The following is a 26,850-nucleotide window of genomic DNA, read 5'->3' as shown; positions in this document are numbered from 1 at the left end:
AACAGTCAGTCTAGATCATTATTTTCTTAGTCTAGATCTATATTTTCATCGTTTATCAAGACCAAATTTTAAAATTATCAATGAAAATACGCTATTTCACATAATATTCATGACTAATATAAATTATTTACTTCCTTCTCCCTATATACAGCAGATGAGATGAAATTCCCAAAATGGATGGATCATTAGCAGAGGTAATCAGAAAGTTAACCAACTTTTCATATTCACCTTGGTCTGTCCAATACTGTTTTTGCTCGTTGTTCAGCATTGCTCCGATGCTAGAAGAACCAATTAAATCAATGGTTTGAAATCCGCTCTTCTCCATGAAAGGTTTTATTTCATCAATGTTGAAATAATAGGCTCCTGTAAATCGACCTTTATCATTATGATTGAAAATCCCATTTTCATATAACTCATGTATTGAATCTATGTTGTCATTTGGTTTCCAATATTGAGGGAACTGTAATGATGTAATTGTCATTCTCATTCGACTTTGGAATGCTACAAAAACGATACCGTTCCTCTTTGTCACACGAAACAATTCCTTAACTGCTGAGACTCGCTCCTCTTCTTTTTGTAAATGATATAGAGGGCCTAACATGAGAGAGGCATCAAACTTCTCGTCTGGTATTCCGTCTAGATGTGTTGCATTCAACACATGAAAACCATTAAATTGTTCGGTTAATCCTAACTCAGATACCTTCTGCTTAGCAATTTCAACTAGCTTAGGTGTTAGGTCAGATAGGGTTACGTTATATCCGAGTGTAGCCAACTCAATCGCGTATTTACCTGGTCCTGCGCCATTATCTAGCACAGTTCGAGATGTAGCTAAATACTGTTTTATATAATGCAGATTAATAGTAAACTCAAGTGGTTCCCTATCCAACCTTCCCCACTCATCAAATTGGGAGTAATAATCAATAACGTTTTCCATCAACCAAAACACCTACCTTCATTAAGTTGTTTTTTATTGTAGAGAATAGAAAAAACCTATCGCCTACAAAGAGGCGATAGGTTTAACCTTCGCGGTACCACTCTTCTTGATCATTGTTTTAATAAAAAGACAACGAATCTTAGAACCCAATTACGGAGGGTTAGCCGTTAAATTATGCCTCTAACTCTGGAGGAAGAGAGGGCATCAGGACCCTCTCGCTCGTTTTTAAACTCCTTCTTGTTCCAGATCGGCGATCAACGTTTCAAAAGTGGCTTCTACTTGCTCCCACTCTTCGTCGTCTTCGATTGGTTGAAGCATGTCCGTGCCATCATAACGGAGGAAATGAACTTCATACTCCTCGTCTTCCTCTTGATCGACCGGCACAAGCACCAGATAGCTGCGATCTTCAATATCAAAGATGTACATAATGCGGAAGTCACGCGGCTGCTCTGTGCCTTCCTCCGTCAGGGCGATCACGTCGCCCACTTCAAACTCCTCCATCATCTCTTCACTCACTTTCGGTCACCTCGATTTCGCGTCCAAATATCCTTGCAGGATTAAAGTGGCCGCCATTTTGTCTATAACTGTCTTGCGCTTTTGACGACTGACATCAGCAGAAATCAGCATACGCTCGGCTGCCATCGTCGTCAATCGTTCGTCCCACATGTGAACCGGAAGAGATGTTCGTTCCTCCAAAAGCTTGCCAAATGCCTGGCACATTTCAGCCCGCGGACCAATCGTCCCATTCATGTTTTTCGGCAAACCTACAACAAAAGCACCCACTTGATACTGAGCGATTAATTCGTTAAGGCGGGCGAAGTCTTTTTCCTTAGATTGTCGCTTGATGGTTTCTACCCCTTGGGCAGTCCACCCCAGCTCGTCGCTGACCGCGACCCCAATCGTCTTGTCGCCAACATCTAATCCCAAGAATCGTGTCATGTTATCAGGCCTACTTGCGCTCGGACAAGTAAACGGTCACCAACTCTTCTATGATTTTGTCCCGTTCCAGTTTGCCAATCAGGCTGCGTGCGTTGTTGTGGCGTGGGATAAACGCCGGGTCGCCAGAAAGCAAATAACCTACGATCTGGGTGATCGGGTTGTATCCTTTTTCCTGCAGGGCCTTGTACACCTCTGTCAAAGTCTCTTGCACATCCACCGCATTCGCTTCCTTAGGCACCGTGAATTTCATGGTATTATCCAACGAACTCACAATCAACACCTCGATTTCCTCTGTTCCTTCTTTTTTGAAAAAGTTGCTTGTTATCAACTGTATTCGACTTTGGTCGACTCTTTCCTGTCAATCTCGCAAATTTCTCGCGAGTAATAACTATTTTGCAACCGCTTGACTCTTCACCAAATCAGCTACCGCATCGAGTGCTTCCTGCAGCTTGGATGGGTCTTTACCACCTGCTTGCGCCATATCAGGACGGCCACCGCCGCCTCCGCCGCAACGGCCGGCTACTTCCTTGATGATTTTACCTGCGTGAATTCCTTGGTCCATCAGGTCTTTGGTTACGCCAGCTACCAGGTTTACCTTGTCGCCGTCTACTGCCCCAAGTACGATGACAGCGGAGCCGAGCTTGTTTTTGAGCTCGTCCACCATGCCGCGCAAGTTGTCCATGTCTACGGCAGACACACGGGTTGCGAGTACGTTCATGCCATCTACCTGCTTCAACTGTTCGGTCAAAGACGCTGCTTCGATATTACCCAGCTTCGCACGCAAGGACTCGTTCTCGCGCCCTAATTCTTTCAATTGTTGCTGCAAGCCTTCTACACGAACAGGAGCTTCGGCCAAGACTGGTGCTTTGAGCGCGTGCGCTACTTCTTTGAGTGTAGCAAATTGCTGGTTGAGGAATTGGTAGGCACCTTTACCAGTCACAGCTTCGATCCTGCGAGTACCTGCACCGATTCCACTCTCACTGACCAGCTTGAACAAGCCGATTTCAGCCGTGTTGCTGACATGGCATCCACCGCAAAGCTCCAGACTGTAATCGCCTACCTTGACGACACGAACAACATCGCCGTATTTTTCACCGAACAATGCCATTGCACCCATTGCTTTTGCTTCTGCCAGCGCTTTGTTGGAAATATCGACAGACAGATTCTCCCACACTTTTTCGTTTACGATGGCTTCGATTCGCTCCAGTTCTTCCGGTGTAATCGAGCTGATGTGAGTGAAGTCAAAACGCAGTCGCTCAGGAGATACCAAAGAACCTGCCTGATTCACGTGCGTTCCCAGCACATCCTTCAATGCTTGATGCAGCAAGTGGGTAGCTGTGTGGTTTTTTGTAATAGCAAGACGGGATTCGCGGTTTACTTCGGCGCGCACTTCTTCGCCTTTGCGCAATGTTCCGGCTTCTACGAGCACGGAATGTACGTTTTGACCCATTGGTCCTTTTTGTACATCCATCACACGAGCTTTTACAGAATCAGAGACCAAATAGCCCTCATCGTTAATCTGACCGCCAGATTCCGCATAGAAAGGCGTCTGATACAGAATGACTTGAACAGTTTGACCTTCTTCCGCTTCATCCGTCAACTGGTTATCAAAAATGATCGCTTCCACTTTTCCTGTTGCTACCAATTCATTATAACCAACAAATTGACTCGTAACCGTCAAATCGGATAATGGACCGCCTTGGATTTGCATACTGTCCACGTCTTGACGAGCTGCACGGGCACGCTCGCGCTGTTCTTCCATTGCCTGATCAAAGCCATCGCGGTCTACAGTCAGCCCTTGTTCATCGGCAAAGTCTTCGGTCAAATCAACAGGGAATCCATACGTATCGTACATTTTGAACACGTCTGATCCGGAAAGCTGTGTTTTACCGCTTGCCTTGGCTATCTTCACCATTTCGGAAAGGATAGCCAAACCGTCACCCAATGTCTCATGGAAACGATCTTCCTCGGCACGGATTACTTTTTCAATAAACGCCCGCTTTTCCACGACCTCTGGGTAGAATACGCCCATCATCGTTCCTACGGTTTCGGTCAGGCTGTACAGGAATGGTTTCTCCACACCCAGCTTTTTACCCATGCGCACGGCACGGCGCAGCAGACGGCGGATGACATAGCCGCGACCTTCATTGGAAGGAAGCGCTCCGTCCCCAATCGCAAACACAACGGTACGAGCATGGTCAGCAACTACTTTTAACGCTACATCCATCTCCGCACTCTGTTTGTATTTTACTCCGGAAATCTCGCTCGTTTTTTCGATCAGCGGGAACAACAAGTCCGTTTCGAAGTTGTTGTCCACTTCTTGAATGATGGAAGCCATACGCTCCAGCCCCATACCGGTATCAATGTTTTTCTTCGGCAGTGGGGTGTAAGTGCCATCTGGGTTGTGGTTGAACTGAGAGAATACCAGATTCCATACTTCCAGATAGCGTTCGTTTTCTCCGCCAGGATAGAGCTCTGGATCATTTGGATCATTGCCAAAGGCTTCGCCACGGTCGTAGAAAATTTCCGTATTCGGACCGCTTGGGCCTTCTCCAATATCCCAGAAATTCCCTTCCAAACGAACGATTCGCTCTTCAGGAACACCGATTTTTTTGCTCCACAGCTCAAACGCCTCTTCGTCTTCTGGGTGAATCGTAACGGAAAGCAGTTCCGGGTTGAAGCCAATCCATTTCGGACTGGTCAAAAACTCCCATGCCCATTCAATGGCTTCTTCCTTGAAATACTCCCCGATGGAAAAATTGCCGAGCATCTCGAAAAACGTATGGTGACGAGCTGTGCGGCCTACGTTTTCGATATCATTGGTGCGGATTGATTTTTGTGAGTTGGTGATGCGTGGGTTATCCGGGATAATACGGCCATCAAAATATTTTTTGAGGGTCGCTACACCGCTGTTAATCCACAACAGGGAAGGATCGTCGATTGGAACCAAGGGAGCGCTCGGCTCGATGCGATGCCCTTTTTCCACAAAAAAGTCAAGAAACATCTGACGAATTTGATTACCTGTCAGCTTCTTCATCTACATTCTCCTCTTCAAAAAATGAAAAAAGCCCCCATCCCCTCAGGGACGAGAACTGTTTTTTCTCGCGGTACCACCCTGCTTACAGGCTCGCTACACCAATCCGCGCCAAGGCCTGTCGCTTTACGGGCGTATAACGGTGCCAAGCCGCCGGTTTTTGCCCGGTCTTAGGAGTAGCCTTCCGTTGCACTTCTTCTGGTCGCCCTCTCAACCGTGGAGCGTCCTCTCTGTAGAAGGTTTGCAACATACTCGTTCCCTCATTGATCAATGCCAGTATTGCTTTGTTCGTATTATAAATTTTTTTAGCGATCACTGTCAACTTTCATGCATCATGACAGCAATTCTACTAATGATGACTTTGCACACGGCAAGAACCGGGACTGCAAAAATCAATCCGATTATCCCTCCGATCGCCTCACCAGCCAATAGCGCCATGATAATCAGGAGTGGATGGAGATGCAGCGAACGTCCGACAATATTCGGAGACAAGATATTTCCCTCCACCACCTGGATGATCAGATTGACGCCGATCACCATAAGAAGGGTCTTCGTGGAAATCGTCAAAGCAACGACAACGGCAGGAGCTGCGCCGATCAAAGGTCCAATATAAGGGATGATGTTCGTCAAACAGACAAACGCTGCCAGAACGAAAGGATATGGCATTCCGATCCACCAGTAGCCTAAATAAGCGAACACGCCTACAATTAAAGCGACCATCATTTGTCCATGTATGTAATTTCCCAATGATTCGTTGATGTCACGAAGCACTGCGAGCACCTGTTTTCGATAGGCACGGGGAACAATCGACATCCCGGTCTGATGCAGTTCCTTCATGTCTTTCAATAAATAGAAGGCGATGAATGGGACGACTGCTAGAGCAAGAAATTTTCCTAACGAGTTGCGCGCATTGTTGACCAGCTTGGTCACCGAATGCGATATCCCTTCCTGTGACTGGATGATCACACGATCCACACCATGTGAGATACTGTCGGGCAAAAAGTACTTATGCGCCTCCCACTCGCTCAACCATTTATAATACCATTCGCTGAGCCTAGGTAAATCGTCTGACAGCTCCACCAATTGGGTCGTAAAGATCGGTATGGCATTCACTATGGCAATCGTAATGACCAGTACAAAAGATCCATAAATCAATAATACCGCTATCATGCGTGGAACCCTTCGATTTTCCAGCATCTGTACGATCGGATGCAGCAAATAGGCAATCACGAGTCCCACCAGAACCGGGACGAATACTTCTTCTAAAAAATGCAGGAATGACGATACGACAGGGCGGAGCAGCCATAGCAGGTTACCGATGATAAGCAGTGTGATGAGCCAAATAGCCGCGGCAAACAAGCGGCTGCGGCGAAGTTCCTCCATCTGGACACCTCCTCCCTTCCGTTTCCATATTTAATAGGTTGTCACAGTCACACAAAAATCATGTACCCTATTGACACATCAGAAGCATCGAAGTAGTATGGAAATACAAGAGGATATCTCCAAAGGGGAGTAGCTTTTACGCAGCATAGTCGTCATTACGGGATTTATCCCCGGCTATGTTGGCAACATGTTTTTAATGTTGTAAGCAAGACCTTTGCCTAACAGGTAAAGGTCTATTTTTGTGTTCTAACGACCTTTGCCTGTCCAGGGAAAGGTCGTTTTCTTTTTGCCCTTTGAGCCACACTACTAGGAGGTATCAAGAAAACGGCCAGTGGATTATTCACTTCCAAAGGACGAGGAGGAGGAAGAGAAATGGAATTGTTGTTAACCCCTGAGTTTTGGTCAGCACTACTTTCTATCATTGTTATTGATTTAGTGTTGGCCGGTGACAATGCGATTGTCATCGGAATGGCAGCTCGCAATTTGCCTGCCCATCAACAAAAAAAAGCCATTATTTTGGGTACTGTCGGAGCGATCGTCATTCGTGCTTTGGCGACTCTGGCCGTGGTCTGGTTGTTGAAAATACCTGGCTTGCTCTTAGTCGGTGGATTGATCCTCATCTGGATCTCCCTCAAGCTGCTGGTACAGGATGAGGGTCACGACAACATGAAAGCAAGCGGAAGTCTGGGAGCAGCTGTCTGGACGATTATTGTAGCTGATACGGTAATGGGGCTAGATAACGTAATCGCGGTAGCAGGTGCCGCACATGGTGACTTTTTGCTGGTCATCATCGGCTTGGTCATCAGTGTTCCGATCATGGTATGGGGAAGTACCATGATCCTAAAAATCATGGAGCGTTACCCTGTCGTCATCTATATTGGTTCCGCAGTACTTGCCTATACGGCAGCAGGCATGGTAACTACCGAGAAGTTCCTCACCCCGTTCTTTACTGCTTATCCATGGGTGAAATGGTTGTTCATCGTTGCAGTAGTGGTTGGCGTACTCTTGACCGGCCGGATGAAAAGCCAGCAACAAAAACGTCTCGCAGAACAATCTTAATTAGACAGAAAAAAAGCGCCCGAACTATCATACGTTCGGGCGTTTATTTATGTTCCGCCAAGCAGGCATTTTACTAATTAACGGGTAACAGCACGCATCATCTTGCGGCTTGTCTTCAGCATACGTCGTACATCACGCATCGAAAACGGCAAGCGATTCCAATTCAGTGAAAACCGACTGCGACGACGAGGAGCCATCAGATAACCGATGACAGCCACAATACCGCTTGTGGCGAGAACGCGCAACAGGCTTCGAATGAACAAGCGTGCCACCTCCAGTTGTTTTTTGCCGCTCACATAAACTACATGTTTAATTGAGCGGAAACCGTTTGATCTTCAATAAACAGATCATTGAGCGAATGCAATGAGCCATCTTCTTCTACCTGATAGACAGAAGCGATTTGCTCATTTGTTACGCTCATCTCTATAAAGCAGTTCCAGCAGTAGTACTGATTGGTTCCAATCTTCCCCACGTCTTTGGAACTGCAATTCGGGCAAATGACACGCATCACGAATCCTCCCTTTCACGCCTGGCACGATCCTAGTCCGGCACGATCAGGTTTTCTTCCCCGACGATGACGGAAGGTGGTGCGGACAAGCGCTTGCGCCCTTCTGTAACATCCGCTAACCAACCATTCGATAGTTCGTACCCTACAAGTTTCTCCCAGTTCGCAGAAAAGTAAACATCTTCCAATCTGCCTAGGAGTGCTCCGGAAGCGGTGATCACCGCTTTTCCTTTTAATTTTGTCTTTCCCGTCACGAATCCGACAGGTTCCAGAGCGGCGAGATGAGGCAAGGGCGTGATCGCGTCTTTTCCCGATACGGTAAGGCAGGACTCCCCTACCGCATGAATGTGTTCGGTAGGAATATAGGTACCTGCATGGAACCAGCCCTGTTCGCTCAGCAAGACTCCTCGTACATGCCAAGTGGAGTCGCAAAGAATGTCACGAACGGTACCAATCGTCTCTCCTGTTTGTAGGCACACGACGGGCAGACCGACTGCATCCAATGCCTTGCGCATGTGGGACATCCCCCTTCCGCTTATTTAGTATCGGGCGAAAAGGATTTGTCCATTCGGCGCAAATGGTTCCAACCTTACTCCAGCTTCAACCGTTCTTCCAAATAGCTGTACCTGATACCTTCCTCATCGGTTTCTACGGCTGCGCGGAATGCATCCGGTTCTCCGCACATGATGAGAAATGACTTGCTCCGCGTGATCCCCGTGTAAACGAGTTTTCGCCTTAGCATTCGGTAATAGCTTTTGACAAACGGCATAACCACAATCGGGAATTCGCTACCCTGCGATTTGTGCACCGAACAGCAGTAGGCAAGCGTCAGTTGATGATAAGCTGAACGCTTGTACACCACTTCCCGGTTATCGAAGGCAACGACCAGCATCTCTTCGTTCTCTGCGTTTTCGTTTGGGAAAAAAATAGCTACAATTTCACCCATGTCACCGTTGAACACCTGTTCTTCGGCATTGTTCACTAATTGCAGGACCTTGTCTCCTGTACGGAAAGCCATTTCCCCAAATTTTACTTCCCGCTTCTGGGCGGTTTTTGGATTAAACAGCTCCTGCAATTCTTCATTCAACCGGTTTACACCGGCACTTCCTTTATAGATAGGGGCTAAAACCTGAACATCTTTTGCCGTATACCCTTTTTTTACGGCTCCGGAGCAAATTTGTTTCACTGCTTCGGGAACATCTTGTGGCGAACTTGTGAAAAATCGACGATCAGGGGTTGTATGGAGCAAATCCCCTGGCACGGTTCCCTTGCGGACATCATGCGCTAAACGGATGATAGTGGACTCCTCTGCCTGTCGATAAATTTCGGTCAACTGCGCAAGCGGCAAGAGCCCGGAGCGAATCATGTCCAAGAGCACATTGCCAGGTCCGACAGACGGGAGCTGATCAGGGTCCCCCACCATGATGATTTGCATGTCATCAGGAACGGCTCGGAATAGCTGGTTGGCCAGCCAGATATCTACCATGGACATTTCGTCTACGATCAAAAGGCGGCCCCGAATCGGATGCTCAGCATCATGCTCAAAGCTTTCCCCTTTGTAACCGAGCAAGCGGTGGATGGTCATAGCCGGCAGACCTGTCGTCTCGGTCATCCGCTTAGCAGCACGGCCCGTTGGAGCGACCAGCAAAATAGGAAACGGATTTTCCTCATCGTATTTCTTCAAATCGAGTGACAAGCCATGAAGCTGTGAAAATACACGGCAAATTCCACGAATGACCGTAGTTTTACCGGTTCCTGGTCCTCCCGTTAAAAGCATAAGACCTGATGTAATTGCCTGCTCAATCGCATCCCGCTGCGTCTGGGCATACGTAATCGCCAACTCATCCTCTACTGCACCGAGCGCACGGTAAAACTCTGATGTTGGGAACGTGCCAAATGAATCTCGTTGTGAAAAATGACGGAGCCGTTTGGCGAGCCCTAGCTCAGCAAAGAACAGGGAGGGCAAGTATACCCGCTCGTCCTCCCAAGCAATTTTGCTCGCGACAAACAGCGCTTCCACTGCCAGGGTAATATCCTCTATTGAAAATACATGTCCCCCACACTCCTCCAAGAGACGCAGTGTTTTTTCGCATAATTCTTCCACCGGCAAAAAAACATGGCCTTCTGAGTATGAAGCCTCTTGTAATACAAACAAGGCAGCAGCTTTTACGCGTTCCTCGGAGGAAGCCGCAATCCCGGTAGCACGAGCGATGTCATCTGCCCGTTTGAAACCGATGCCCATGATATCCTCAATCAGCCGGTACGGCTCTTCCTTTAGAACCGTCATGGTTTCAAGCTTGTAAGTCTGATAAATCCGCAAAGCCATGTTGACACCAATACCAAAGTCGTATAGAAATACCATCGCACTCTCCAGAGAACGATGTTCGATTACCGATTCATAGATGATTTTGGCTCGCGATTCGGAAATGCCTTGGATCTCTGCTAATCGCTCCGGATAATCCGCAATGATGGAGAGCGCGTCTACCCCCAGATGCTCTACGATCCGTTTGGCCATCTTTTTCCCGATCCCTCGGAACAAACCGCTAGCCAAATAGCGCTCTACCCCAGCAAGTGTCTTAGGTGTTTCACGTTCATAGCGCTTGGCTATATACTGTTGCCCAAAGCGAGCATGTGTCTTCCACTCCCCGTAAAATGTGTACAGCTCATCGGGATGAGGACGGGGAAAATTGCCGACAACGATTACTTCCGATTCTTTGATGGGTTCGGTAGTCTCTTCTATCTTTAGACGGATAACTCCGTACCACGTTTCTTCATTGTAAAAAATTTCCTGCGTTATAAATCCGCGTATATATGTCTCGGCAAACAGGGAGATCGTTTGTTGCTGCTCCTCCATCCTACCGCCTCCTTACTTGAACCATGCCCTGAATGGAAAAATCCACTTTACAACAAAGTGGATTTCAAGCTTGCACACGTTATTAAATTGTAAAACGTTTTACTTGTTCTGACAACCGCTCAGCTATTTATGGCAAGTTCTCGGCCGCTGCCGTCATTTCTTCTGTTGTTGCCGATTGCTCGTTGGAACACAAAAAACCGCTTGGCAGGTTTGCAACTGCCAAGCGGCTCTTTCTTGTATGTTTCAACGAGTACGACCTTACCGATCACGAACTAAGCGCTTCACAATATTGGCTATAGACTGGGCAGCAAGCCGGGCCTGGTCCACCGTGTTGGTGATCCCGAAGCTAAAGCGGATAGCGGAGTGAGAGATACACTCCTCCAGATTCATCGCGATCAAGACGTGAGAAAGCTCCAATGATCCGGACGTGCATGCCGACCCACTGGCAGCGGCAATCTGCACGAGATCCATATTCATCAGCATCGTTTCGGTTTGGACGCCAGGAAAACTGACGTTTAGGATATGCGGCATCACTTTTTCCGGGTGCCCATTCACATGATAGGCGATACCTTCCTTTTGCCAGACATGAAGCATCACTTCCTTCATCTGTCTGTACTTGGAAATCCGATCGTCCATTTCTACGGAGATGACCTTTGTCGCTTCTGCAAATCCAATGATTCCTGCGAGATTTTCGGTTCCAGCACGACGCTTGCGCTCCTGGGAACCACCGTGCACGAGCGGTGAAAAAGGCACCTTCCGCGCCAAGTACAAAGCACCTACACCTTTTGGTCCATTAATCTTGTGCGCCGATACCGAGAGCATATCTACGGGTAATTGCCTTACACGAACTGGCAGAACACCAAACGCCTGAACGGCATCCGTGTGAAAAATAATCCCTCTTTCACGCAAAAATGTACCGATTTCCTCAATCGGCTGGATGGTTCCCACTTCGTTGTTGCCATACATAATGGAAACAAGCACCGTATCCTCTCGAACTGCTTGCTTCAAGTCAGCCAAACGGACGGTCCCCGTCTCATCTACAGGCAGGTAGGTCACTTCAAAGCCTGCTTGCTCCAAATATTCACATGCGTGCAAGACGGCATGGTGCTCGATCTGCGAGGTAATGATGTGACGCCCCCGCTCCCGCTGGGCCATCGCCCCTCCTATGATCGCCATGTTGTCGGCTTCTGTCCCGCCGCTAGTAAAAATAAGGGATTGCGGATCCGCATCCATAAAGGCTGCAATCTGGTCTCTTGCCTTCTCAAGCGCTTTGCGCGCCTCTCGGCCAACACCGTGTACGCTCGATGGATTCCCAAATACTTGTGTCATATACGGAGTCATCGCCTCTACGACACGAGGGTGTACAGGCGTAGTGGCGGCGTGGTCAAAATACATCATGTCAGACACTGGTGTCACCTTCTACTAGCATTTTAGGTAATGCTTGATCCCGGACTATATGAACGTCCGTTTAAATGTAAAACATGTAGTTATCAGCATGTCCATCATCTTCAAAGCTGATCAAATCCTGCAATGAAGTTGAATCCAATACAGCCGAAATACTATCCCGAATACGCAGCCACAGATGGCGCTTGGCTGGATCTTCTTCCTCTGCAAATTCTACCGGGCTGATTGGACCTTCCAAAACGCGAATGACATCTCCTGCCGAAATTTCTTCCGGTTGCTTCGCCAATACATAGCCACCGTAAGCTCCACGAATACTTTTTACCAAGCCCGCATTTCGCAGAGGCGCAATCAGTTGCTCCAGGTAATGCTCGGATAAATCATGGCGCTGGGCGATGCTCCGCAATGAAGTCGGTCCTTCTCCGCAGCGATTGGCTAACTCCATCATGATCGTCAGCCCATAACGTCCTTTCGTCGAAATCTTCACGTTTAACAACTCTCCTCTTTATTAACGATCTACCCACTTCCGCGAGCCTACATGACTTGTCGCTGCAAGGACACACTAGCATCTTAGGGGGGTGAAAGCATAATGGCAACGAACAAACGCCGAGAACGAGGACGTAATCACCCGTCCGAAACCTTGTACGACCAACCGGCTGGCACAATCGCCCACAAAGCCCGCTATGGAGCGAGTGAACAGAGCAAACAGCCTAATGAAAATGGTGATTTGCCTAACAAGCCAGGTGGAAACGTACGTACGTAATCTCTTCTCCCCCTTATTCGGGGGAGTTTTTCTTTGGAAGGCCACGTCCATCCAGCTTTTGCCGCTCTTCCTGGAATCGACGGATGTGCCGTTCATAGCCGTGATCTTTGGGCTGGTAAAACGAATAGTTTACACCGTCAGGCAGGTACTGTTGTGGCACGTATCCATATGGATAATGATGCGGATACAGATAACCCTGACCGTGTCCCAGCTTTGCTGCTCCTTTATAGGCGGAGTCACGCAGATGGATAGGCACTTGCTTATGTCCATCCGTGCGTATACGATCGAGAGCGGAATTAATGCCGTTATAAGCAGCATTACTTTTGGGAGCAGTAGCTAGATAAGTCGTTGCCTGGGCTAAAGGAATCCGTCCCTCTGGCATACCTACCAGCTCCACTGCCTGAAAACAAGAAATCGCAACCGTGATGGCCTGCGGATCAGCATTTCCGATATCTTCGGACGCTGAGATGATGAGGCGTCGAGAAATGAACCGCGGGTCTTCCCCGGCATCAATCATCCTTGCCAACCAATAAAGCGCTGCATCAGGATCGGAGCCGCGGATGGATTTGATAAAAGCGGAAATAGTGTCGTAATGGTTATCGCCGCTCTTGTCGTATCGAACGGCTCTGCGTTGAATAGATTCCACTGCTACGTCCAATGTCACAGTAATCCGTCCATCAGTACTCTGCGGTGTCGTAGTAACCGCCAGCTCCAATGCATTGAGCAATCGCCTTGCGTCTCCTTCGGCGTATTGGATGAGATGCTCAGAAGCCTCAGATTCCACCGTGACCCCAAGCTCTGCCAATCCGTTTTCTTCATCTGTCAAGGCACGATCCATCACTTGCTTCAATTCCTCATGCGAGAGCGACTGGAGCGAAAAAATCTGTGATCGGGACAACAGTGCCGGGTTCACCTCAAAAAAAGGATTTTCAGTTGTTGCCCCAATCAATGTAATCGTTCCTTCCTCCACATAAGGAAGAAGAGCATCCTGCTGCGATTTGTTAAAACGATGAATCTCATCTACAAAAAGAGTCGTTCTCTGCTGATCCATAACCAGTCTTTCCTTGGCCGCATCCACTACTTTTCGAATGTCTGCTACCCCTGCCGTTACGGCATTCAACTCCGCAAAATACGTTCGAGTGGAACGAGCAATTACTTTTGCGAGAGTTGTTTTTCCTGTGCCCGGCGGACCATAAAAAATCACCGAAGACACCTGATCGGCTTCAATCGCACGGCGCAACAGCTTCCCAGGCGCTAAAATGTGGGATTGGCCGATGACATCCTGAATCATTTGTGGCCGCATCCGGGCAGCCAATGGTTTTTGCTTGCCGCCTCCCTGTTGGTCGTAGGCAAACGAAAAAAGATCATCCATGGTTCACTATCCTTTTGCAGGCTGCCAATCCAACAAGTCTCGCACAACGACACTGGCCAGAATCAATCCGGCTACAGAAGGCACGAAAGCGTTGCTCGCTGGTGGCTGCCTTACTTTGCTAATTGGTGAGTTCGGGTTGGACACAATCTGTTCACGGACATCGGACCGCACGGTTACAGGAATCTCTCTGGAGTAAACGACCTTGACCCCTTTGTAGATTCCGCTTTTCCGCAGCTCACGGCGAATGACCTTGGCGATCGGATCATAGCTTGTCTGGGAAATATCTGCAACCTCGAAGCGTGTCGGGTCCATTTTGTTGGCTGCACCCATACTTGAGATAATAGGAATGTTTCGTCGCTTTGCTTCCTGAATCAGATGCAGTTTGGCAGACATTGTATCCATCGCATCGACGATGTAGTCCAGCTCATGGGCAAAAAATTGATCTGCGGTTTCTGCATTGTAAAACATGTTGAGCGTGACTACTTCGCACTCTGGATTGATGGTCGCAATGCGTTCTTTCATCAGCTCTGCCTTTTTTTGTCCAACCGTATTCAGTGTAGCGTGGATCTGGCGGTTGATGTTAGTGATGTCTACCGCATCCTTGTCCACCAATACCAGCTTACCCACGCCAGTACGAGCGAGGGCTTCAACTGTGAAGGAGCCAACACCGCCTACTCCCAGTACTGCCACGCGGCTATTTTTCATTTTTTCCAAACCTTCGGGACCGAAGGCCAATTCACAACGGGAAAATTGATGAAGCATCGCAAATGTCACCTTTCATTCGTGAGCAAAATTATTGTCAATCGGAAAAGTAGGATTCAAGAGAAAAAAGAGCCCCATTATGCCGTGTTACTCCTTAGTTTTGAACCTGCTCATCGCAGGTGGGTGTCTTGCCCAACTGTTACAGACGTCCACCGGGTGGAGGCATGCCTTTACAATTGCGGACGAAAAACTCCCTAAAAAAACTTTGTGGCTCAAAACTATCGGATGTCACGAACATCGCAGGGCTTTTACTTAGTATTACCAATGTATCAAAGAGTGATGCGGCTCTGCAAGTCGATTACGCTTCCACCTTTTCTTCTTCTGTTACCGTAGTTGCGATGGAAAGCTCCGCCAATTGCTTTGGAGCTACCACATCTGGTGCGTTTACCATCAGGTCGCTGGCACTCGCTGTTTTCGGGAATGCGATCACTTCACGCAGGTTGGTGCGTCCTGCGAGGAGCATGATCAGACGGTCCAGACCGAGGGCGATACCGCCATGTGGAGGTGTACCGTATTCGAATGCATCCAGCAGGTGGCCAAACTGCTCACGCGCTTCTTCCTGACTGAAACCAAGTGCGGCAAACATTTTTTCCTGTACATCGCGCTTGAAAATCCGCATGGAGCCGCCGCCCAGCTCATAGCCGTTCAGGACCATATCATACGCTTGTGCGCGGATCTGACCTGGATCGGTGTCAAAGAGGTGCAGGTCTTCGTCTTTTGGGCGAGTGAACGGATGGTGCAGAGCTACATAACGTTTTGCCTCTTCATCCCACTCAACCAGCGGGAAGTCAACAACCCACAGGAACGCAAATTTGCTTTGGTCGATCAGACCCAGCTCAGCACCCAGCTTGGAGCGAAGAGCGCCTAATGCGTCAGCAACTACTTTTGGTTTGTCCGCAACGAACAGGAGCAGGTCGCCTTCTTCTACCGCTAGACGCTGTTTCAATTCGTTGATCTCTTCTTCTTTAAAGAACTTCGCGATCGGACCTTTTACCTCGCCGTCCTTGAAGCCCATATACGCGAGGCCCTTGGCACCGTAGCGGGCAGCGAACTTCTGCAGATCGTCCGCCTCTTTACGGGAATAGTGACCGCAGCCTTTTGCATTGATTGCTTTTACCTGCCCGCCACCTGCTACGACACTGGCAAATACTTTGAAATCGCTCGTTGCCACGATGTCAGCTACATCTGTCAGCTCCATGCCAAAGCGGACGTCCGGCTTGTCAGAGCCGTAGCGCGCCAGTGCATCCGCGTAAGTCAGACGCGGGAATGGAGTCGGTACATCCACACCAATCGTTTGTTTGAATACGTTAGCGACCATCTTTTCCATCATCGGCAAGATTTCTTCCATTGACAGGAAAGAGGTCTCAATGTCCACCTGGGTAAATTCAGGCTGACGGTCAGCACGCAGGTCTTCGTCACGGAAGCAGCGTACGATCTGATAGTAACGCTCCAAACCGGATACCATGAGTAGCTGCTTGAACTGCTGTGGCGATTGTGGCAGTGCATAAAATTCGCCTGGATGTACGCGGGAAGGGACGAGATAGTCACGTGCACCTTCTGGTGTGCTTTTTGTCAGCATCGGTGTTTCTACTTCCACGAAGTCGTTCTCATCCAAGTAATCACGGAATGCTTTGGCTGCCTTGCTGCGAAGCAAAAGGGTGCGTTGCATCTCCGGACGGCGCAAGTCGAGGTAACGGTATTTCAGACGAACTTGCTCATCTACGTCGATGTCGTCCTCAATTTGGAACGGAGGTGTTTTTGCTTCATTCAAAATTTGGATCTCAGAGATGTGGACTTCGATTTCGCCTGTTTGCAGCTTCGGATTGACTGCTTCTGGCGCGCGGTTTACGACTTTACCTTTGACGACCAGAACATATTCACTGCGAACCTTGTCTGCCTTTTCCCATGCTGCTTTGTCGTGCTCTGGGTTAAATACGATTTGAACGATGCCTGTACGGTCGCGGAAGTCAACGAAAATAACTCCTCCAAGGTCACGACGCTTTTGCACCCATCCATTCAATACAATTTCTTGTCCTACATGTGCTGTGGTTACTTTTCCGCATTCTACGGTACGATATTGCCAAGACATCTTGATATCCCCCACTCGGTTGTTTTAGTTTGTATGGTTTCTTTTCGTATTCAGTGCAGCAACAAGCTCTTCTTGTTTGAGCTCTTGCTGTTCACCTGTAGCCATCTCTTTCAAGACGACTGTGCCATTTGCCAATTCAGACTCACCTATGATTGCTGTAAAGCGGGCTGATAGACGATCTGCCTGCTTCAGCTGCGCTTTCATTTTGCGGTCCAGGTAATCCAGCTCGGCGGCAATTCCGGCCTGACGCAATTGATCCACCAGAACAAAAGCTGCTGTCTTTGCTTCCGGCGTCTGCACGACCACGAAGCAGTCGATTCCTCCGGCGATTGGCAGCTGTACGCCCTGCTTTTCCAGAGCAAGCAACAAGCGCTCGATGCTCAGTGCAAACCCGATGCCTGGCATATCATCGCCGCCCAGTTCTGCTACCAATCCGTTGTAGCGTCCTCCGCCACAAAGCGTCTCTACTGCGCCAATCTCCGCCATCTTGATTTCAAAAGCAGTCAGTGTGTAATAATCCAAGCCACGAACCAGACGCGGATTGACGTGGTACGGAATATCCAGTGCGGTCAGATAGCCTTTTACTGCCTCAAAATGTGCGGTTGACTCTTCGCTCAAATAATCCAGAATCGATGGAGCATCTTTTGTGAGCGATTTGCACTTTTCATTTTTACAGTCGAGTACTCGCAGCGGATTTCGGTCAATGCGAGATTGGCAATCCTCGCAAAGCTCGGAACGAACGCCGTTCAAATGAGCCAGCAAATGCTCGCGGTGACGAGCCCGGTCTTCCAATGTACCTACACTGTTCAGCTCAACGCTCAGTCCGGTCAGTCCCAGCTCCTGATACAGGCGAATGGCTAGGCCGATTACTTCAGCGTCAATTGCGGGATCGCTGGAACCAATGGCTTCCGCACCAAACTGAACAAACTGGCGATAACGTCCCGCTTGCGGACGCTCATGACGGAACATCGGGCCCAAATAGTACAGCTTGGTTGGCTGATTTGGAACGCCATACAGCTTGTTTTCGACGTAAGAACGGACGACGCCAGCCGTACCTTCCGGGCGCAGCGTCAATGCATCCGTACTGCGCGGGTTGGCTACGCTGTACATCTCTTTCTCCACGATATCCGTTGTCTCGCCTACACCGCGCTGAAACAGCTCTGTGCTCTCAAACAGCGGAGTGCGAATCTCTGCATAATTGGAGCGGCGGCATAGATCGCGGGCTTTGGCCTCTACGTAGTGCCACAGCTCTACAGTACCAGGCATAATATCCTGTGTACCGCGGGGGATCTGGATTCTAGTCATTCCTCTCGAACCTCCATGTCATTTGAAAAACTTGGGCTACGCCAAACCTCTAGGATAAGGGAGGGCTATCTATGACCAAATAAAAAAGTCCCCCGTCTCCTGACATTTAGCAAATCGCCGCATGTCAGGGACGAGAGACTGGTTCTACTCCCGTGGTGCCACCCTGTTTGAATAGCCGTATGGTAACAAAAGGCTATCCCACTTATTAGCCGTTAACGCCGGCGAACGCCTGACAGTTACTGAGGAAAAAGTCATCTTTTTACCTGTTCACTGTGGTCTTCGGGGATGTCATTCACCAAGTCGTCATATGAAAGCACTCTCAGCCACGGCGCTTTCTCTCTGGTTATCCGGTTCCTGGGTACTTGTTCCCGTCATCAGATCTCAATCATATTCAATCCAAAAGCTTATTGTGAATCATAGCAAACCAGAAAGCACGCGTCAACAGGCGCACTATAAAACTTTTTTTACAACCATTTTTAGCCTTGTGAAACAGTCGGCTTTCCGAAATAAATCTCATCCAAGTCGCGTAATTTGTTTTCTACCAGTACCTTGTAGGTGTCATTATACGTCTTCGGATCTTTGGGATTAGGAAAGCGTGACAGCTTGCGGCTCCCCGGCGCCATTAGCTTGGAAACCGCGCCACAGCCCAGACCCAAGATGGTTTGAACCTCTTCCATGATCATGATGTTGTAAATACTTTCTTGACCAGGCTTGGCATAGCCTACATTCTCCAGGTTACCCAGGATGTTTTTTTGGCGATACAGATAATAAGGGTCGTATCCGTTTGCCTTCGTCCAAGCGGAAGCCATATCCATCATTTTGCTGATTTCATCGCGGCTTGCTACTTTGTAGCGTTCCTTGTTCTGCGTCATTTCCGACGCCCGCTTGAACGACAAAGTATGGACCGTCAGCGAGGCAGGCATAAGCTTCTCCACCTCCTGGAGACTGTGTGCCAGCTCTGCTACTCCCTCGCCTGGAAGTCCAATGATCAAATCCATATTGATGTTGGATAGGCCCATTTCCATAGCGAGATGGTACTTTTCGATCGTTTCCTCCACGGTATGATGGCGTCCGATGGCCTGAAGCGTTTCCTGTGTAAACGATTGGGGGTTGATGCTGATCCGATCTACCTCCCAGCGCTTCATCACATCCAGCTTCTCTTTCGTAATCGTATCGGGTCTGCCTGCCTCGACGGTCAGCTCACGCACGTCTTCCATATGTGGAAAAGAGCGGTGCATCGTTTCGAACAATTGATTCATATCATCTGCCGTAATGCTCGTCGGTGTGCCTCCGCCAAAATAGATGGACGTAATCCGCTGGTCATTTTCCGTAAGCCACTCGCCCATCCGCTCCAGCTCATAATGAAGCCCCTCAAGAAAAGGATTGACGGACGCAGTATGACTACGAATCGCATAAGCAGGAAACGTACAGTATGCACATTTCGTCGGACAAAAAGGAATGCCAATATAGACCGACAGCTCTCGGTCAATCTGATACAGGTCAGGTACAACCTCTAGCTGCTTGTCTACGATCTCTTGCAAGAGCCTCAGCTTGTAAGGACGCAAAATCACTTCCTGCTGCAGTCGGCGGTGTGCATCTTCCCTGGTCACTCCTGCTGTGTTCAGTTGGTGGAGTAGTTTGGTCGGGCGAATCCCTGTCAAAATTCCCCAGCCCTGCTCGATTCCCGTATATTCTTCCAGCATCAATAAAAGCGTGTAACAAAGTGCCTGCTTGGCCGTTTTGCGCATCGCTTTTTCATCACGATCTGCATAGTTCCGATTTACTTGATGAGTCAATTGTCTGCTACCATCGAACAGTTCCCCCGATGCCAAGACGCCCTCATCACGCACGGTCAGGGTAAGTTTTATTTTCAGCCCAGCTTCACTTGTCCATTCTGGAACAAACGAGAGCTTAGGATCTTCGTAAAACAATGCGAGAATCAAGGAGAGTTCCCGCTCAAACGCGTGTCCCACGCATGTAATCTGGATCATGGAGTTCACCTGCTTATTAAATATGCCACTCCTCATCTTAGCTGACTCTATCCTCTTTGGTCAACCCAACCAAGTGGCAAAGCCGACAGGGACACTCGCTAACTCATTTGCGTTTTTTACGTAAATGCTGGACATCTCTGACACTTGGAGTAAATTCCTTCGACAACTCTACATCGTTTAGAGACGCTTCTTTTTCCAAAAAATCATGAAAATCGACAGAAAAAAACTTTCGATTTACTTCTTGGGCAAAGGTCTCTTTGCTAGACTGCCTCACGCTTAATTCCTCCTGATTTCCTAGTTTCTTTTTATTATTGCCTCCAACTGGTAATCGCAATCTGGAAATCATTGAGGAAGTTTGTCGGATGATGCAGGAAAAAGAAGGATATAGAGCGAAGTGATTACTTTGCCAAAAACATGCAAGAATTAATTTTTACAGATAGGAATTTATGAGAAAGGATGTCTACCCGTGTTTGTTCGTCAAAAAATCCTGAGGACGCTCCTGACTTTTCTTTGCGCCGTTTCCATCCCCGTCTCTACAGCCTGGGCCGCCAGTTCAGTTCAGGTCACTGTGGACAATCTCAATGTCCGTTCAGGTCCCAGCCTCCAGGACACTGTTGTCACTACCCTGCCGAACAAGACTGTATTGCCTGTGGTTTCTACCAAAAACGATTGGATTCAAGTAAAATTGCCAAATGGCGCGTCCGGTTGGGTCGCAAACTGGCTAGTCACCACTGGGCAGCAAGCTTCTCCACCTGTCGCCCAGGTGGAGAGCAACACGACCAATCTCAATGTCCGTTCCGGTCCTGGACAAACCAACGCGATCGTTGCAACCATCAACCCTGGTACACGCTACAACATCGTGCAAAAGAACGGAGAATGGATCCAAATCCAGCTCACTGCCCAGAGCAAAGGTTGGGTAGCCGCTTGGTTGGTCAAGGAAAGTACAGCCGGACAATCTGGCACAAAGCCCACTGCAACACCTCCGCCCGCTCCTAACCCAAGTAACAGTGGCGGCAGCACGTCAAGTACGGGTGGAGCACAAACGAAGCCACCCGCCGTACAAAGCGCCAGCTTGACGCTGGAATTCGCACCGTATGTGTACGCGACACCTGATGCTACAACGCCAGCAATCGGCCAATTGCATGCAGGTGAAACAGTCAAAGTCATAACCAAGCAAAATGGTTGGATTCAATTCCCATACGATGGAGTCAACGCGTGGTTTACTACGGAACAAGGATCCTCATCCAATATTCCTAGCCCTGGTGCCAATACGGGTGCGACGCCGTCAGACATCTTGCCTGAAGCGCCATCAGCAGGACAGCCAGCAACATCATCCAAGCAAACGGCTACCGTCCAAACTGACGGTCTAAACCTGCGAAGTGAATCCAATACAAACAGTTCGGTCTTAGCTACTCTCCCAGTCGGCAGCAGCTTGACCGTATTGGAAAAGCAAGGTGAATGGTACCGTGTGACGACACCAGCAGGACAAACGGGCTGGGTCGCAGGATGGCTCATCACGGTATCTCAACCGGCCATGCCGACACCAAGCGGTCCCTATGTCACTATTGTTAATCCGGATACAAATGTGCGTTCTGGCTCTAGCACGGAGCACGAAATTATCAAGCGGGTGCAACCGGGCGAAAAATACAGTATTGCCAATAAAGAAGGCGAATGGTTCCAGGTTGCCTTCACTGACGGGTCCACCGGATATATTGCCGGATGGCTCGTATCTGCAAGCGGTGTCCCTGCTGTCATTCGCGGAAATGAACTGGTCGGAAAAACCATCGTTGTAGACGCAGGTCATGGCGGTAACGACAATGGAGCAACTGGCCTCAGCTTCTCTACCTTGGAAAAAACGGTAAACCTGCAGGTCGCTCTCTTGCTTAAAAACAGGCTGCAATCCTCAGGAGCCAATGTCATCATGACACGTGCCGACGACCGCAAGCTGACTCTTCAGCAGCGTGTAGATGTGGCGGTAATGAACAAGGCGGATATTTTTGTCAGTATCCACCATAATACTCATCCAAACACTGCTACGAACGGTTCTATCGTCTTTTTCTACAATCAGGGGAACTCTAGCAAGCTTGCTTCCCTGGTTCAAAATGAACTCGTCAAAGCTACCAGCTACAAAGACTTGCAAGCCCGATTTGGCGATTACTTTGTTCTCCGGGAAAATTCTGTTCCCTCCATCTTGGCCGAGATCGGTTTCCTTTCTAACTACAACGAGGAAATTCGAGTTCGCTCGGAAAAGCAGCAGGACCTTGCCGCCGAAGGCTTGTACAAAGGGATTATTCAGTACTTCAGCTCACAAAACAATCAGGGAGGTTAATTCTCCCGCCTAAAAAACCCCCTGCCAGGAACTGCACCGCAAAATTCAGTTGCGCGTGTAGTCTTTGGTACAGGGGGTTTTCATTGTTGTATGTAAACTGAAGATTTTAATAAGAGGGGCGTCTCTCCCATGGCTCGACACTACCAACAATGAATTGTGGTTCGGCCGCTTGGATTGCTTGAATGACTCCTTGGGCAATCTCGCCGTTTGTAAGCCAGCGTGATTCCTTCTCCCCACAAACAAACCCGAGGATAATCCGGTGATAGGTGCACCCGATTCCCTCAGGAACGACCGGCGGGTTTCTCCAGGCACGGCTTCCGCATACGTGATAGAGATTCCACTCTTTTTGCGGACGCGACAGCACCTCTCCAATTGTAGGCAGTACCTCCGGAGCTGTTTGATGGATCCATGACACAACGAGTTGTATGTGCCCTTGCTTTGCGACGAGCTGTTCCATCGCCTCGCGCAAGTAGTCAGACTGGTGATAATCGAGTGCAAGCAGCGTAAATGACTCTGGATGAGAGGACCCGTCTCTGACCTCTTCTAGTTTTCCTCGGTTTCTTCCAACCACAGTCACCTCATAGCCTTGTTTTGCGAGCCAGCGAGCTACTTCTGTTAACATCCCGCTTGCTCCCACTACTAATGCTTTCTGCGCCATGCCCTCTCCCCCTTGGCGGATCTCTATGATTCTACAATCAGCGTTACAGGTCCGTCGTTTACGAGTCGCACATCCATCATAGCTCCAAAGCGCCCTGTTTCCACGTGCAGGCCTTTTTCACGCAGCTTGGCGTTGAACAGCTCGTACAACGGTTCTGCCTGCTCAGGGCGTGCGGCTGCCATGAAGTTGGGGCGTCTGCCTTTTCGACAATCGCCATATAGCGTAAATTGGGAAACGGACAAAATTTGTCCTCCCGTCTCGAGGACAGAGTGATTCATTTTTCCTTCCTCATCTTCAAAAATCCGCAGATTAGCAATTTTGTCAGCCACGAATTCTACTTCTTTTTCGCAGTCCGCTTGGGTGATCCCTACCAGAAGCATCAGTCCATGTTCAATCTGTCCGACTACCTCTCCTGCTACTGTTACACTTGCTTCTCTCGATCGCTGTACGACTACTCTCACGTTCGTTGATCCTCCTTCGCCTCTAACTCACCTGGTTGATTTAAAAAACAGAACACCCAATCCACGAGGGATCAGGTGCTCAATATCCTGCGAACCGAATAAATGTCTTTGATGCGCTTGATTCGCTCCACCACTTTTTGCAAATGATCCACATTGCTGATCGAAATCGTCATGTGAATAGTTGCGACACGGTTTTTATCCGCTTTGCCGCTAACTGCCGCAATGTTCGTTTTGGTCTCCGCCACAACCTGCAGCACGTCGTTCAAGAGGCCGCTGCGATCATTGCCAGTGATTTCGATTTCGACGTTGAAATTGTGCTTGAAGTCTGTGTCCCACTCGACATCAATCAGCCGCTCCGAGCATTCATCCGCCAGCACATTCGGACAGTCCAGCCGATGCACAGACACCCCACGGCCGCGAGTGATAAAACCGATGATCTGGTCGCCTGGGACAGGGGTACAGCAACGGGATATGCGTACTAGAAGATTGTCTACACCGCGTACCTTGACCCCTGATTCACTTTTTGCTTGATGGGCGGGATTGGGTTTGACCTCGGGAATCGTCGGATTCTGTTCTTCCCGTTCCCGGCGCAGCTTGTCGACTAAACGGGTCGCAATCTGTGAGGCTGTAATTCCACCGTAGCCCACAGCCGCAAACATGTCCTCAGACCCTTGAAAGTTGAATCTTGCGGCCGCTTCCTTCAAGTTCGTCTCAGTCATCGCTTCTTTCACATCGAAGCTGCGTGCCTTGATCTCCGTTTCCACCATTTGTTGACCTTTGGCAACATTCTCTTCGCGTTTTTCTTTTTTAAACCACTGCTTAATTTTATTGCGGGCATGTGCTGACTTGGCCATTTTCAGCCAGTCCTGACTAGGTCCGTAGGAATGCTTAGAAGTCAGGATTTCGATGATATCGCCCGTTTTCATCGCGTAATCGAGCGGAACAATTTTGCCATTTACTTTTGCACCAATCGTCCGGTTACCGACCGCCGAGTGAATTCGATAAGAGAAGTCCAATGGCACAGAACCTTTTGGCAGCTCCACCACGTCCCCTTTTGGCGTAAAGACAAACACCGTATCAGAGAACAGATCTTGCTTGAGGCTCTCCATGAACTCCTGGGCATTGGGGGCTTCCTCTGAACCGCCCTCGATGATCTCACGCAGGCTGCCCAGTTTCTCGGCGAACGAGCCTTGGACCACGCTCTTGCCTTCTTTGTAGGCCCAGTGTGCAGCAATCCCGATCTCTGCGGTCTGGTGCATTTCCCATGTGCGAATTTGTACTTCGAGCGGTTCTCCCTTGGGCCCAATCACCGTGGTATGGAGCGATTGATACATGTTGGTCTTTGGCATCGCGATGTAATCTTTGAATCGTCCAGGCATCGGCTTCCACAGCGTGTGTACGATACCGAGCACCGCGTAACAGTCGCGGATGTCATTGACGATAATACGAAGCGCTAACAAGTCGTAGATTTCATTGAACTGCTTATTCTGCTTCGTCATCTTTTTAAAGATGCTGTATATGTGTTTCGGTCGTCCCGAAATTTCCGCCTCAATGTTCAACTCGCCGAGCTTTTCCCTGATCGTATCCGATGCTTCATTCAAATAAGCTTCCCGTTCAACCCGCTTTTTTTGCATCAGATTTACGATTCGATAGTACTGTTGCGGATTCAAATAGCGGAGCGAAGTATCCTCCAGCTCCCATTTGACAGAAGCAATCCCCAGACGGTGGGCCAAGGGCGCAAAAATTTCGAGAGTCTCATCGGAAATCTCACGTTGCTTCTCTTCGGACATGTGCCTGAGTGTCCGCATGTTGTGCAGCCGGTCAGCCAGCTTGATCATAATAACCCGAATGTCCTGTGCCATGGCAACCAGCATTTTGCGGTGGTTTTCAGCAAGCTGCTCTTCTTTTGACTTATACTTGATTTTTTCCAGCTTAGTAACTCCGTCAACCAGAAGAGCCACATCAGGGCCAAACTGCTCGCGGAGATGATCTAACGTAATCTCGGTGTCTTCCACGACATCATGTAAAAACCCCGCCGCGATTGTTACTGCATCCATGTGCAAATTGGCGAGAATACCCGCTACAGCAATTGGGTGCATGATGTACGGAACACCAGATTTTCTCACCTGGCCCTCATGCGCTTTTTGGGCCAATTGATAGGCACGTGTAATTAAGTCCAAATCCGATTGGGATAGATATGTGCTTGCTTTTTTTACTACCTCATCAATGCCGGTAATCATAGTTCCCTTCCCTTATCCTCTCATTAGAAAACTTGGCTTTGCCAAGCCTTTTGGCGCAGGCAGGGCCTTAGTTGCACTTTCTACTATTTGAAGACATTCGATTGAGCTGATCCGAACCAGAAAATTTGGCTATGGTATTTCATCTATTATCTTTTAAGTCGTTCGTATTGTAAAGGTGCTTTCCCTTGTAAAGTATGAACAGCCCACAAAAAAACAAAAAAACGGGTACGTGACCCGTTTTTGCTCGACCATTAGTATTGAATAAGGGATTTAATAGGAACATCGCCTATTTTTTTGCGTCCATCCAAATAAGACAACTCGATGAAAAAGGCTGCACCCACTACTTTGCCGCCGAGCTGTTCGATGAGGTTGATCGTTGTTTCGATCGTTCCACCAGTTGCCAAGAGGTCATCCGCGATCAGTACGCGTTGTCCTGGTTGAATCGCATCGACATGCACGGCTAGCGCGTCTTTTCCATACTCCAAATTGTAGTCTGCCTTAATGGATTGATAAGGCAGCTTGCCCGATTTGCGGATCGGGACGAATCCAATGTTCATTTCATAGGAAAGCGGCGCCCCTACGACGAAGCCGCGCGCTTCCGGACCGGCAATCACTTCCGCCCCCACTTCGTGAGCAAATACAGCCAATTCCTGAATCGCTGCGCGATAAGCAGGACCGTCTTTCAGCAGAGTCGTAATATCCTTGAAACGGATGCCAGGCTGTGGAAAATCAGGAATGACGCGAATATATTGTTTGAAATCCATGAAAAAT

The 26,850-nt window shown here is 48.8% G+C and carries 26 protein-coding genes, 1 other RNA gene and 1 other annotated feature; of the genes, 3 read left to right on the top strand and 24 right to left on the bottom strand.

The annotated features are described in order from the left end of the window. Positions 1-127: 127 nt before the first annotated feature. The 7 genes from ACIFQN_RS28440 to ACIFQN_RS28410 all read right to left on the bottom strand — a co-directional run bounded on the left by ACIFQN_RS28440 (position 128) and on the right by ACIFQN_RS28410 (position 6,290). Positions 128-934 carry a class I SAM-dependent methyltransferase gene (locus ACIFQN_RS28440; RefSeq protein WP_429836412.1) on the bottom strand — a complete coding sequence of 269 codons (807 nt, stop codon included), beginning with the start codon at positions 932-934 and terminating at the stop codon, positions 128-130. A 225-nt stretch (positions 935-1,159) separates the two neighbouring features. Next, positions 1,160-1,450, bottom strand: a complete 291-nt coding sequence (locus ACIFQN_RS28435; protein ID WP_429836411.1) for a DUF1292 domain-containing protein — start codon at positions 1,448-1,450, stop codon at positions 1,160-1,162. 6 nt (positions 1,451-1,456) lie between these two features. Beyond that, on the bottom strand, positions 1,457-1,873 hold the full coding sequence (gene ruvX, locus ACIFQN_RS28430; RefSeq protein WP_429836410.1) for a Holliday junction resolvase RuvX: 417 nt from the start codon (positions 1,871-1,873) through the stop codon (positions 1,457-1,459). A gap of 10 nt (positions 1,874-1,883) precedes the next feature. Next, positions 1,884-2,144, bottom strand: coding sequence for an IreB family regulatory phosphoprotein (locus ACIFQN_RS28425; protein WP_429836409.1), 261 nt, complete (start codon positions 2,142-2,144; stop codon positions 1,884-1,886). A gap of 117 nt (positions 2,145-2,261) precedes the next feature. Then, positions 2,262-4,910 (bottom strand): alanine--tRNA ligase, encoded by a 2,649-nt coding sequence (gene alaS / locus ACIFQN_RS28420; protein ID WP_429836408.1) that lies wholly within the window; start codon positions 4,908-4,910, stop codon positions 2,262-2,264. Between the two features lie 82 nt (positions 4,911-4,992). Beyond that, the gene (locus ACIFQN_RS28415) at positions 4,993-5,157 is read right to left on the bottom strand and encodes a hypothetical protein (RefSeq protein ID WP_429836407.1); all 165 of its coding nucleotides are present in this window, start codon (positions 5,155-5,157) and stop codon (positions 4,993-4,995) included. A 68-nt stretch (positions 5,158-5,225) separates the two neighbouring features. Beyond that, complete coding sequence (locus tag ACIFQN_RS28410; protein WP_429836406.1) at positions 5,226-6,290, bottom strand: AI-2E family transporter; 1,065 nt, start codon at positions 6,288-6,290, stop codon at positions 5,226-5,228. A gap of 372 nt (positions 6,291-6,662) precedes the next feature. Between ACIFQN_RS28410 and ACIFQN_RS28405 the strand changes: the two genes are divergently transcribed. After that, complete coding sequence (locus ACIFQN_RS28405) at positions 6,663-7,349, top strand: TerC family protein (protein ID WP_429836405.1); 687 nt, start codon at positions 6,663-6,665, stop codon at positions 7,347-7,349. A 77-nt stretch (positions 7,350-7,426) separates the two neighbouring features. On the opposite strand, the gene ACIFQN_RS28400 is transcribed toward ACIFQN_RS28405, so the two are convergent. The 6 genes from ACIFQN_RS28400 to cymR all read right to left on the bottom strand — a co-directional run bounded on the left by ACIFQN_RS28400 (position 7,427) and on the right by cymR (position 12,596). Continuing rightward, positions 7,427-7,621 carry a hypothetical protein gene (locus ACIFQN_RS28400; protein WP_236699933.1) on the bottom strand — a complete coding sequence of 65 codons (195 nt, stop codon included), beginning with the start codon at positions 7,619-7,621 and terminating at the stop codon, positions 7,427-7,429. A 29-nt stretch (positions 7,622-7,650) separates the two neighbouring features. After that, on the bottom strand, positions 7,651-7,857 hold the full coding sequence (locus ACIFQN_RS28395) for a hypothetical protein (RefSeq protein WP_049737968.1): 207 nt from the start codon (positions 7,855-7,857) through the stop codon (positions 7,651-7,653). Positions 7,858-7,889: 32 nt separating this feature from the next. Next, a complete protein-coding gene (locus ACIFQN_RS28390; protein ID WP_429836404.1) occupies positions 7,890-8,369 on the bottom strand; it encodes a PRC-barrel domain-containing protein in 480 nt (159 codons plus the stop codon). Positions 8,370-8,443: 74 nt separating this feature from the next. Continuing rightward, complete coding sequence (gene recD2, locus ACIFQN_RS28385) at positions 8,444-10,708, bottom strand: SF1B family DNA helicase RecD2 (RefSeq protein ID WP_429836403.1); 2,265 nt, start codon at positions 10,706-10,708, stop codon at positions 8,444-8,446. 258 nt (positions 10,709-10,966) lie between these two features. Then, positions 10,967-12,115: a cysteine desulfurase family protein gene (locus ACIFQN_RS28380; RefSeq protein ID WP_429836402.1), complete on the bottom strand. Its 1,149-nt coding sequence runs from the start codon at positions 12,113-12,115 to the stop codon at positions 10,967-10,969. A gap of 61 nt (positions 12,116-12,176) precedes the next feature. After that, positions 12,177-12,596 carry a cysteine metabolism transcriptional regulator CymR gene (cymR, locus tag ACIFQN_RS28375; RefSeq protein WP_429836401.1) on the bottom strand — a complete coding sequence of 140 codons (420 nt, stop codon included), beginning with the start codon at positions 12,594-12,596 and terminating at the stop codon, positions 12,177-12,179. Between the two features lie 102 nt (positions 12,597-12,698). Here cymR and ACIFQN_RS28370 point away from each other — a divergent pair, with 102 nt between their 5' ends. Next, on the top strand, positions 12,699-12,872 hold the full coding sequence (locus tag ACIFQN_RS28370; protein WP_164684843.1) for a hypothetical protein: 174 nt from the start codon (positions 12,699-12,701) through the stop codon (positions 12,870-12,872). Positions 12,873-12,885: 13 nt separating this feature from the next. On the opposite strand, the gene ACIFQN_RS28365 is transcribed toward ACIFQN_RS28370, so the two are convergent. The 7 genes from ACIFQN_RS28365 to ACIFQN_RS28335 all read right to left on the bottom strand — a co-directional run bounded on the left by ACIFQN_RS28365 (position 12,886) and on the right by ACIFQN_RS28335 (position 20,665). Beyond that, entirely contained in the window at positions 12,886-14,244 is a 1,359-nt protein-coding gene (locus tag ACIFQN_RS28365; RefSeq protein ID WP_429836400.1) for a replication-associated recombination protein A, read from the bottom strand. A 6-nt stretch (positions 14,245-14,250) separates the two neighbouring features. Beyond that, positions 14,251-15,006: a tRNA threonylcarbamoyladenosine dehydratase gene (locus ACIFQN_RS28360; RefSeq protein WP_429836399.1), complete on the bottom strand. Its 756-nt coding sequence runs from the start codon at positions 15,004-15,006 to the stop codon at positions 14,251-14,253. 67 nt (positions 15,007-15,073) lie between these two features. After that, positions 15,074-15,255: non-coding RNA, 6S RNA (gene ssrS, locus ACIFQN_RS28355), on the bottom strand. Between the two features lie 49 nt (positions 15,256-15,304). After that, positions 15,305-17,095, bottom strand: a complete 1,791-nt coding sequence (gene aspS, locus ACIFQN_RS28350) for an aspartate--tRNA ligase (protein ID WP_429836398.1) — start codon at positions 17,093-17,095, stop codon at positions 15,305-15,307. 24 nt (positions 17,096-17,119) lie between these two features. Then, positions 17,120-18,400 carry a histidine--tRNA ligase gene (gene hisS / locus ACIFQN_RS28345; RefSeq protein ID WP_429836397.1) on the bottom strand — a complete coding sequence of 427 codons (1,281 nt, stop codon included), beginning with the start codon at positions 18,398-18,400 and terminating at the stop codon, positions 17,120-17,122. 123 nt (positions 18,401-18,523) lie between these two features. Beyond that, positions 18,524-18,784 (bottom strand) — a binding site (T-box leader). Positions 18,785-18,876: 92 nt separating this feature from the next. Next, the gene (locus ACIFQN_RS28340) at positions 18,877-20,391 is read right to left on the bottom strand and encodes a coproporphyrinogen III oxidase (RefSeq protein ID WP_429836396.1); all 1,515 of its coding nucleotides are present in this window, start codon (positions 20,389-20,391) and stop codon (positions 18,877-18,879) included. A gap of 103 nt (positions 20,392-20,494) precedes the next feature. Continuing rightward, complete coding sequence (locus ACIFQN_RS28335; RefSeq protein WP_429836395.1) at positions 20,495-20,665, bottom strand: hypothetical protein; 171 nt, start codon at positions 20,663-20,665, stop codon at positions 20,495-20,497. A 192-nt stretch (positions 20,666-20,857) separates the two neighbouring features. Between ACIFQN_RS28335 and ACIFQN_RS28330 the strand changes: the two genes are divergently transcribed. Beyond that, positions 20,858-22,720 (top strand): SH3 domain-containing protein, encoded by a 1,863-nt coding sequence (locus ACIFQN_RS28330; RefSeq protein ID WP_429836394.1) that lies wholly within the window; start codon positions 20,858-20,860, stop codon positions 22,718-22,720. 106 nt (positions 22,721-22,826) lie between these two features. On the opposite strand, the gene ACIFQN_RS28325 is transcribed toward ACIFQN_RS28330, so the two are convergent. The 4 genes from ACIFQN_RS28325 to ACIFQN_RS28310 form a co-directional block, all read right to left on the bottom strand. Continuing rightward, positions 22,827-23,378, bottom strand: a complete 552-nt coding sequence (locus ACIFQN_RS28325) for an SDR family NAD(P)-dependent oxidoreductase (RefSeq protein ID WP_429836393.1) — start codon at positions 23,376-23,378, stop codon at positions 22,827-22,829. A 23-nt stretch (positions 23,379-23,401) separates the two neighbouring features. Next, a complete protein-coding gene (gene dtd / locus ACIFQN_RS28320; protein ID WP_429836392.1) occupies positions 23,402-23,839 on the bottom strand; it encodes a D-aminoacyl-tRNA deacylase in 438 nt (145 codons plus the stop codon). Positions 23,840-23,910: 71 nt separating this feature from the next. After that, complete coding sequence (locus ACIFQN_RS28315) at positions 23,911-26,079, bottom strand: RelA/SpoT family protein (protein ID WP_429836391.1); 2,169 nt, start codon at positions 26,077-26,079, stop codon at positions 23,911-23,913. A 251-nt stretch (positions 26,080-26,330) separates the two neighbouring features. Continuing rightward, on the bottom strand, positions 26,331-26,843 hold the full coding sequence (locus tag ACIFQN_RS28310; protein WP_429836390.1) for an adenine phosphoribosyltransferase: 513 nt from the start codon (positions 26,841-26,843) through the stop codon (positions 26,331-26,333). Positions 26,844-26,850 lie beyond the last annotated feature (7 nt).

This window comes from Brevibacillus sp. NRS-1366 (assembly GCF_050467985.1).
This window is presented reverse-complemented; position numbering and strand designations above follow the sequence as displayed.

Bases quoted from the DNA above. Each gene is read 5' to 3' on its own strand.
- ACIFQN_RS28390 (WP_429836404.1), bottom strand. From the start codon at position 8,369: ATGCGCAAGGCATTGGATGCAGTCGGTCTGCCCGTCGTGTGCCTACAA.
- hisS (WP_429836397.1), bottom strand. From the start codon at position 18,400: ATGACTAGAATCCAGATCCCCCGCGGTACACAGGATATTATGCCTGGT.
- ACIFQN_RS28395 (WP_049737968.1), bottom strand. From the start codon at position 7,857: ATGCGTGTCATTTGCCCGAATTGCAGTTCCAAAGACGTGGGGAAGATT.
- recD2 (WP_429836403.1), bottom strand. From the start codon at position 10,708: ATGGAGGAGCAGCAACAAACGATCTCCCTGTTTGCCGAGACATATATA.
- ACIFQN_RS28405 (WP_429836405.1), top strand. From the start codon at position 6,663: ATGGAATTGTTGTTAACCCCTGAGTTTTGGTCAGCACTACTTTCTATC.
- ACIFQN_RS28440 (WP_429836412.1), bottom strand. From the start codon at position 934: ATGGAAAACGTTATTGATTATTACTCCCAATTTGATGAGTGGGGAAGG.
- ruvX (WP_429836410.1), bottom strand. From the start codon at position 1,873: ATGACACGATTCTTGGGATTAGATGTTGGCGACAAGACGATTGGGGTC.
- ACIFQN_RS28340 (WP_429836396.1), bottom strand. From the start codon at position 20,391: ATGATCCAGATTACATGCGTGGGACACGCGTTTGAGCGGGAACTCTCC.
- aspS (WP_429836398.1), bottom strand. From the start codon at position 17,095: ATGTCTTGGCAATATCGTACCGTAGAATGCGGAAAAGTAACCACAGCA.
- ACIFQN_RS28410 (WP_429836406.1), bottom strand. From the start codon at position 6,290: ATGGAGGAACTTCGCCGCAGCCGCTTGTTTGCCGCGGCTATTTGGCTC.
- ACIFQN_RS28315 (WP_429836391.1), bottom strand. From the start codon at position 26,079: ATGATTACCGGCATTGATGAGGTAGTAAAAAAAGCAAGCACATATCTA.
- ACIFQN_RS28370 (WP_164684843.1), top strand. From the start codon at position 12,699: ATGGCAACGAACAAACGCCGAGAACGAGGACGTAATCACCCGTCCGAA.
- ACIFQN_RS28325 (WP_429836393.1), bottom strand. From the start codon at position 23,378: ATGGCGCAGAAAGCATTAGTAGTGGGAGCAAGCGGGATGTTAACAGAA.
- ACIFQN_RS28365 (WP_429836400.1), bottom strand. From the start codon at position 14,244: ATGGATGATCTTTTTTCGTTTGCCTACGACCAACAGGGAGGCGGCAAG.
- ACIFQN_RS28310 (WP_429836390.1), bottom strand. From the start codon at position 26,843: ATGGATTTCAAACAATATATTCGCGTCATTCCTGATTTTCCACAGCCT.
- alaS (WP_429836408.1), bottom strand. From the start codon at position 4,910: ATGAAGAAGCTGACAGGTAATCAAATTCGTCAGATGTTTCTTGACTTT.
- ACIFQN_RS28415 (WP_429836407.1), bottom strand. From the start codon at position 5,157: ATGTTGCAAACCTTCTACAGAGAGGACGCTCCACGGTTGAGAGGGCGA.
- ACIFQN_RS28360 (WP_429836399.1), bottom strand. From the start codon at position 15,006: ATGCTTCATCAATTTTCCCGTTGTGAATTGGCCTTCGGTCCCGAAGGT.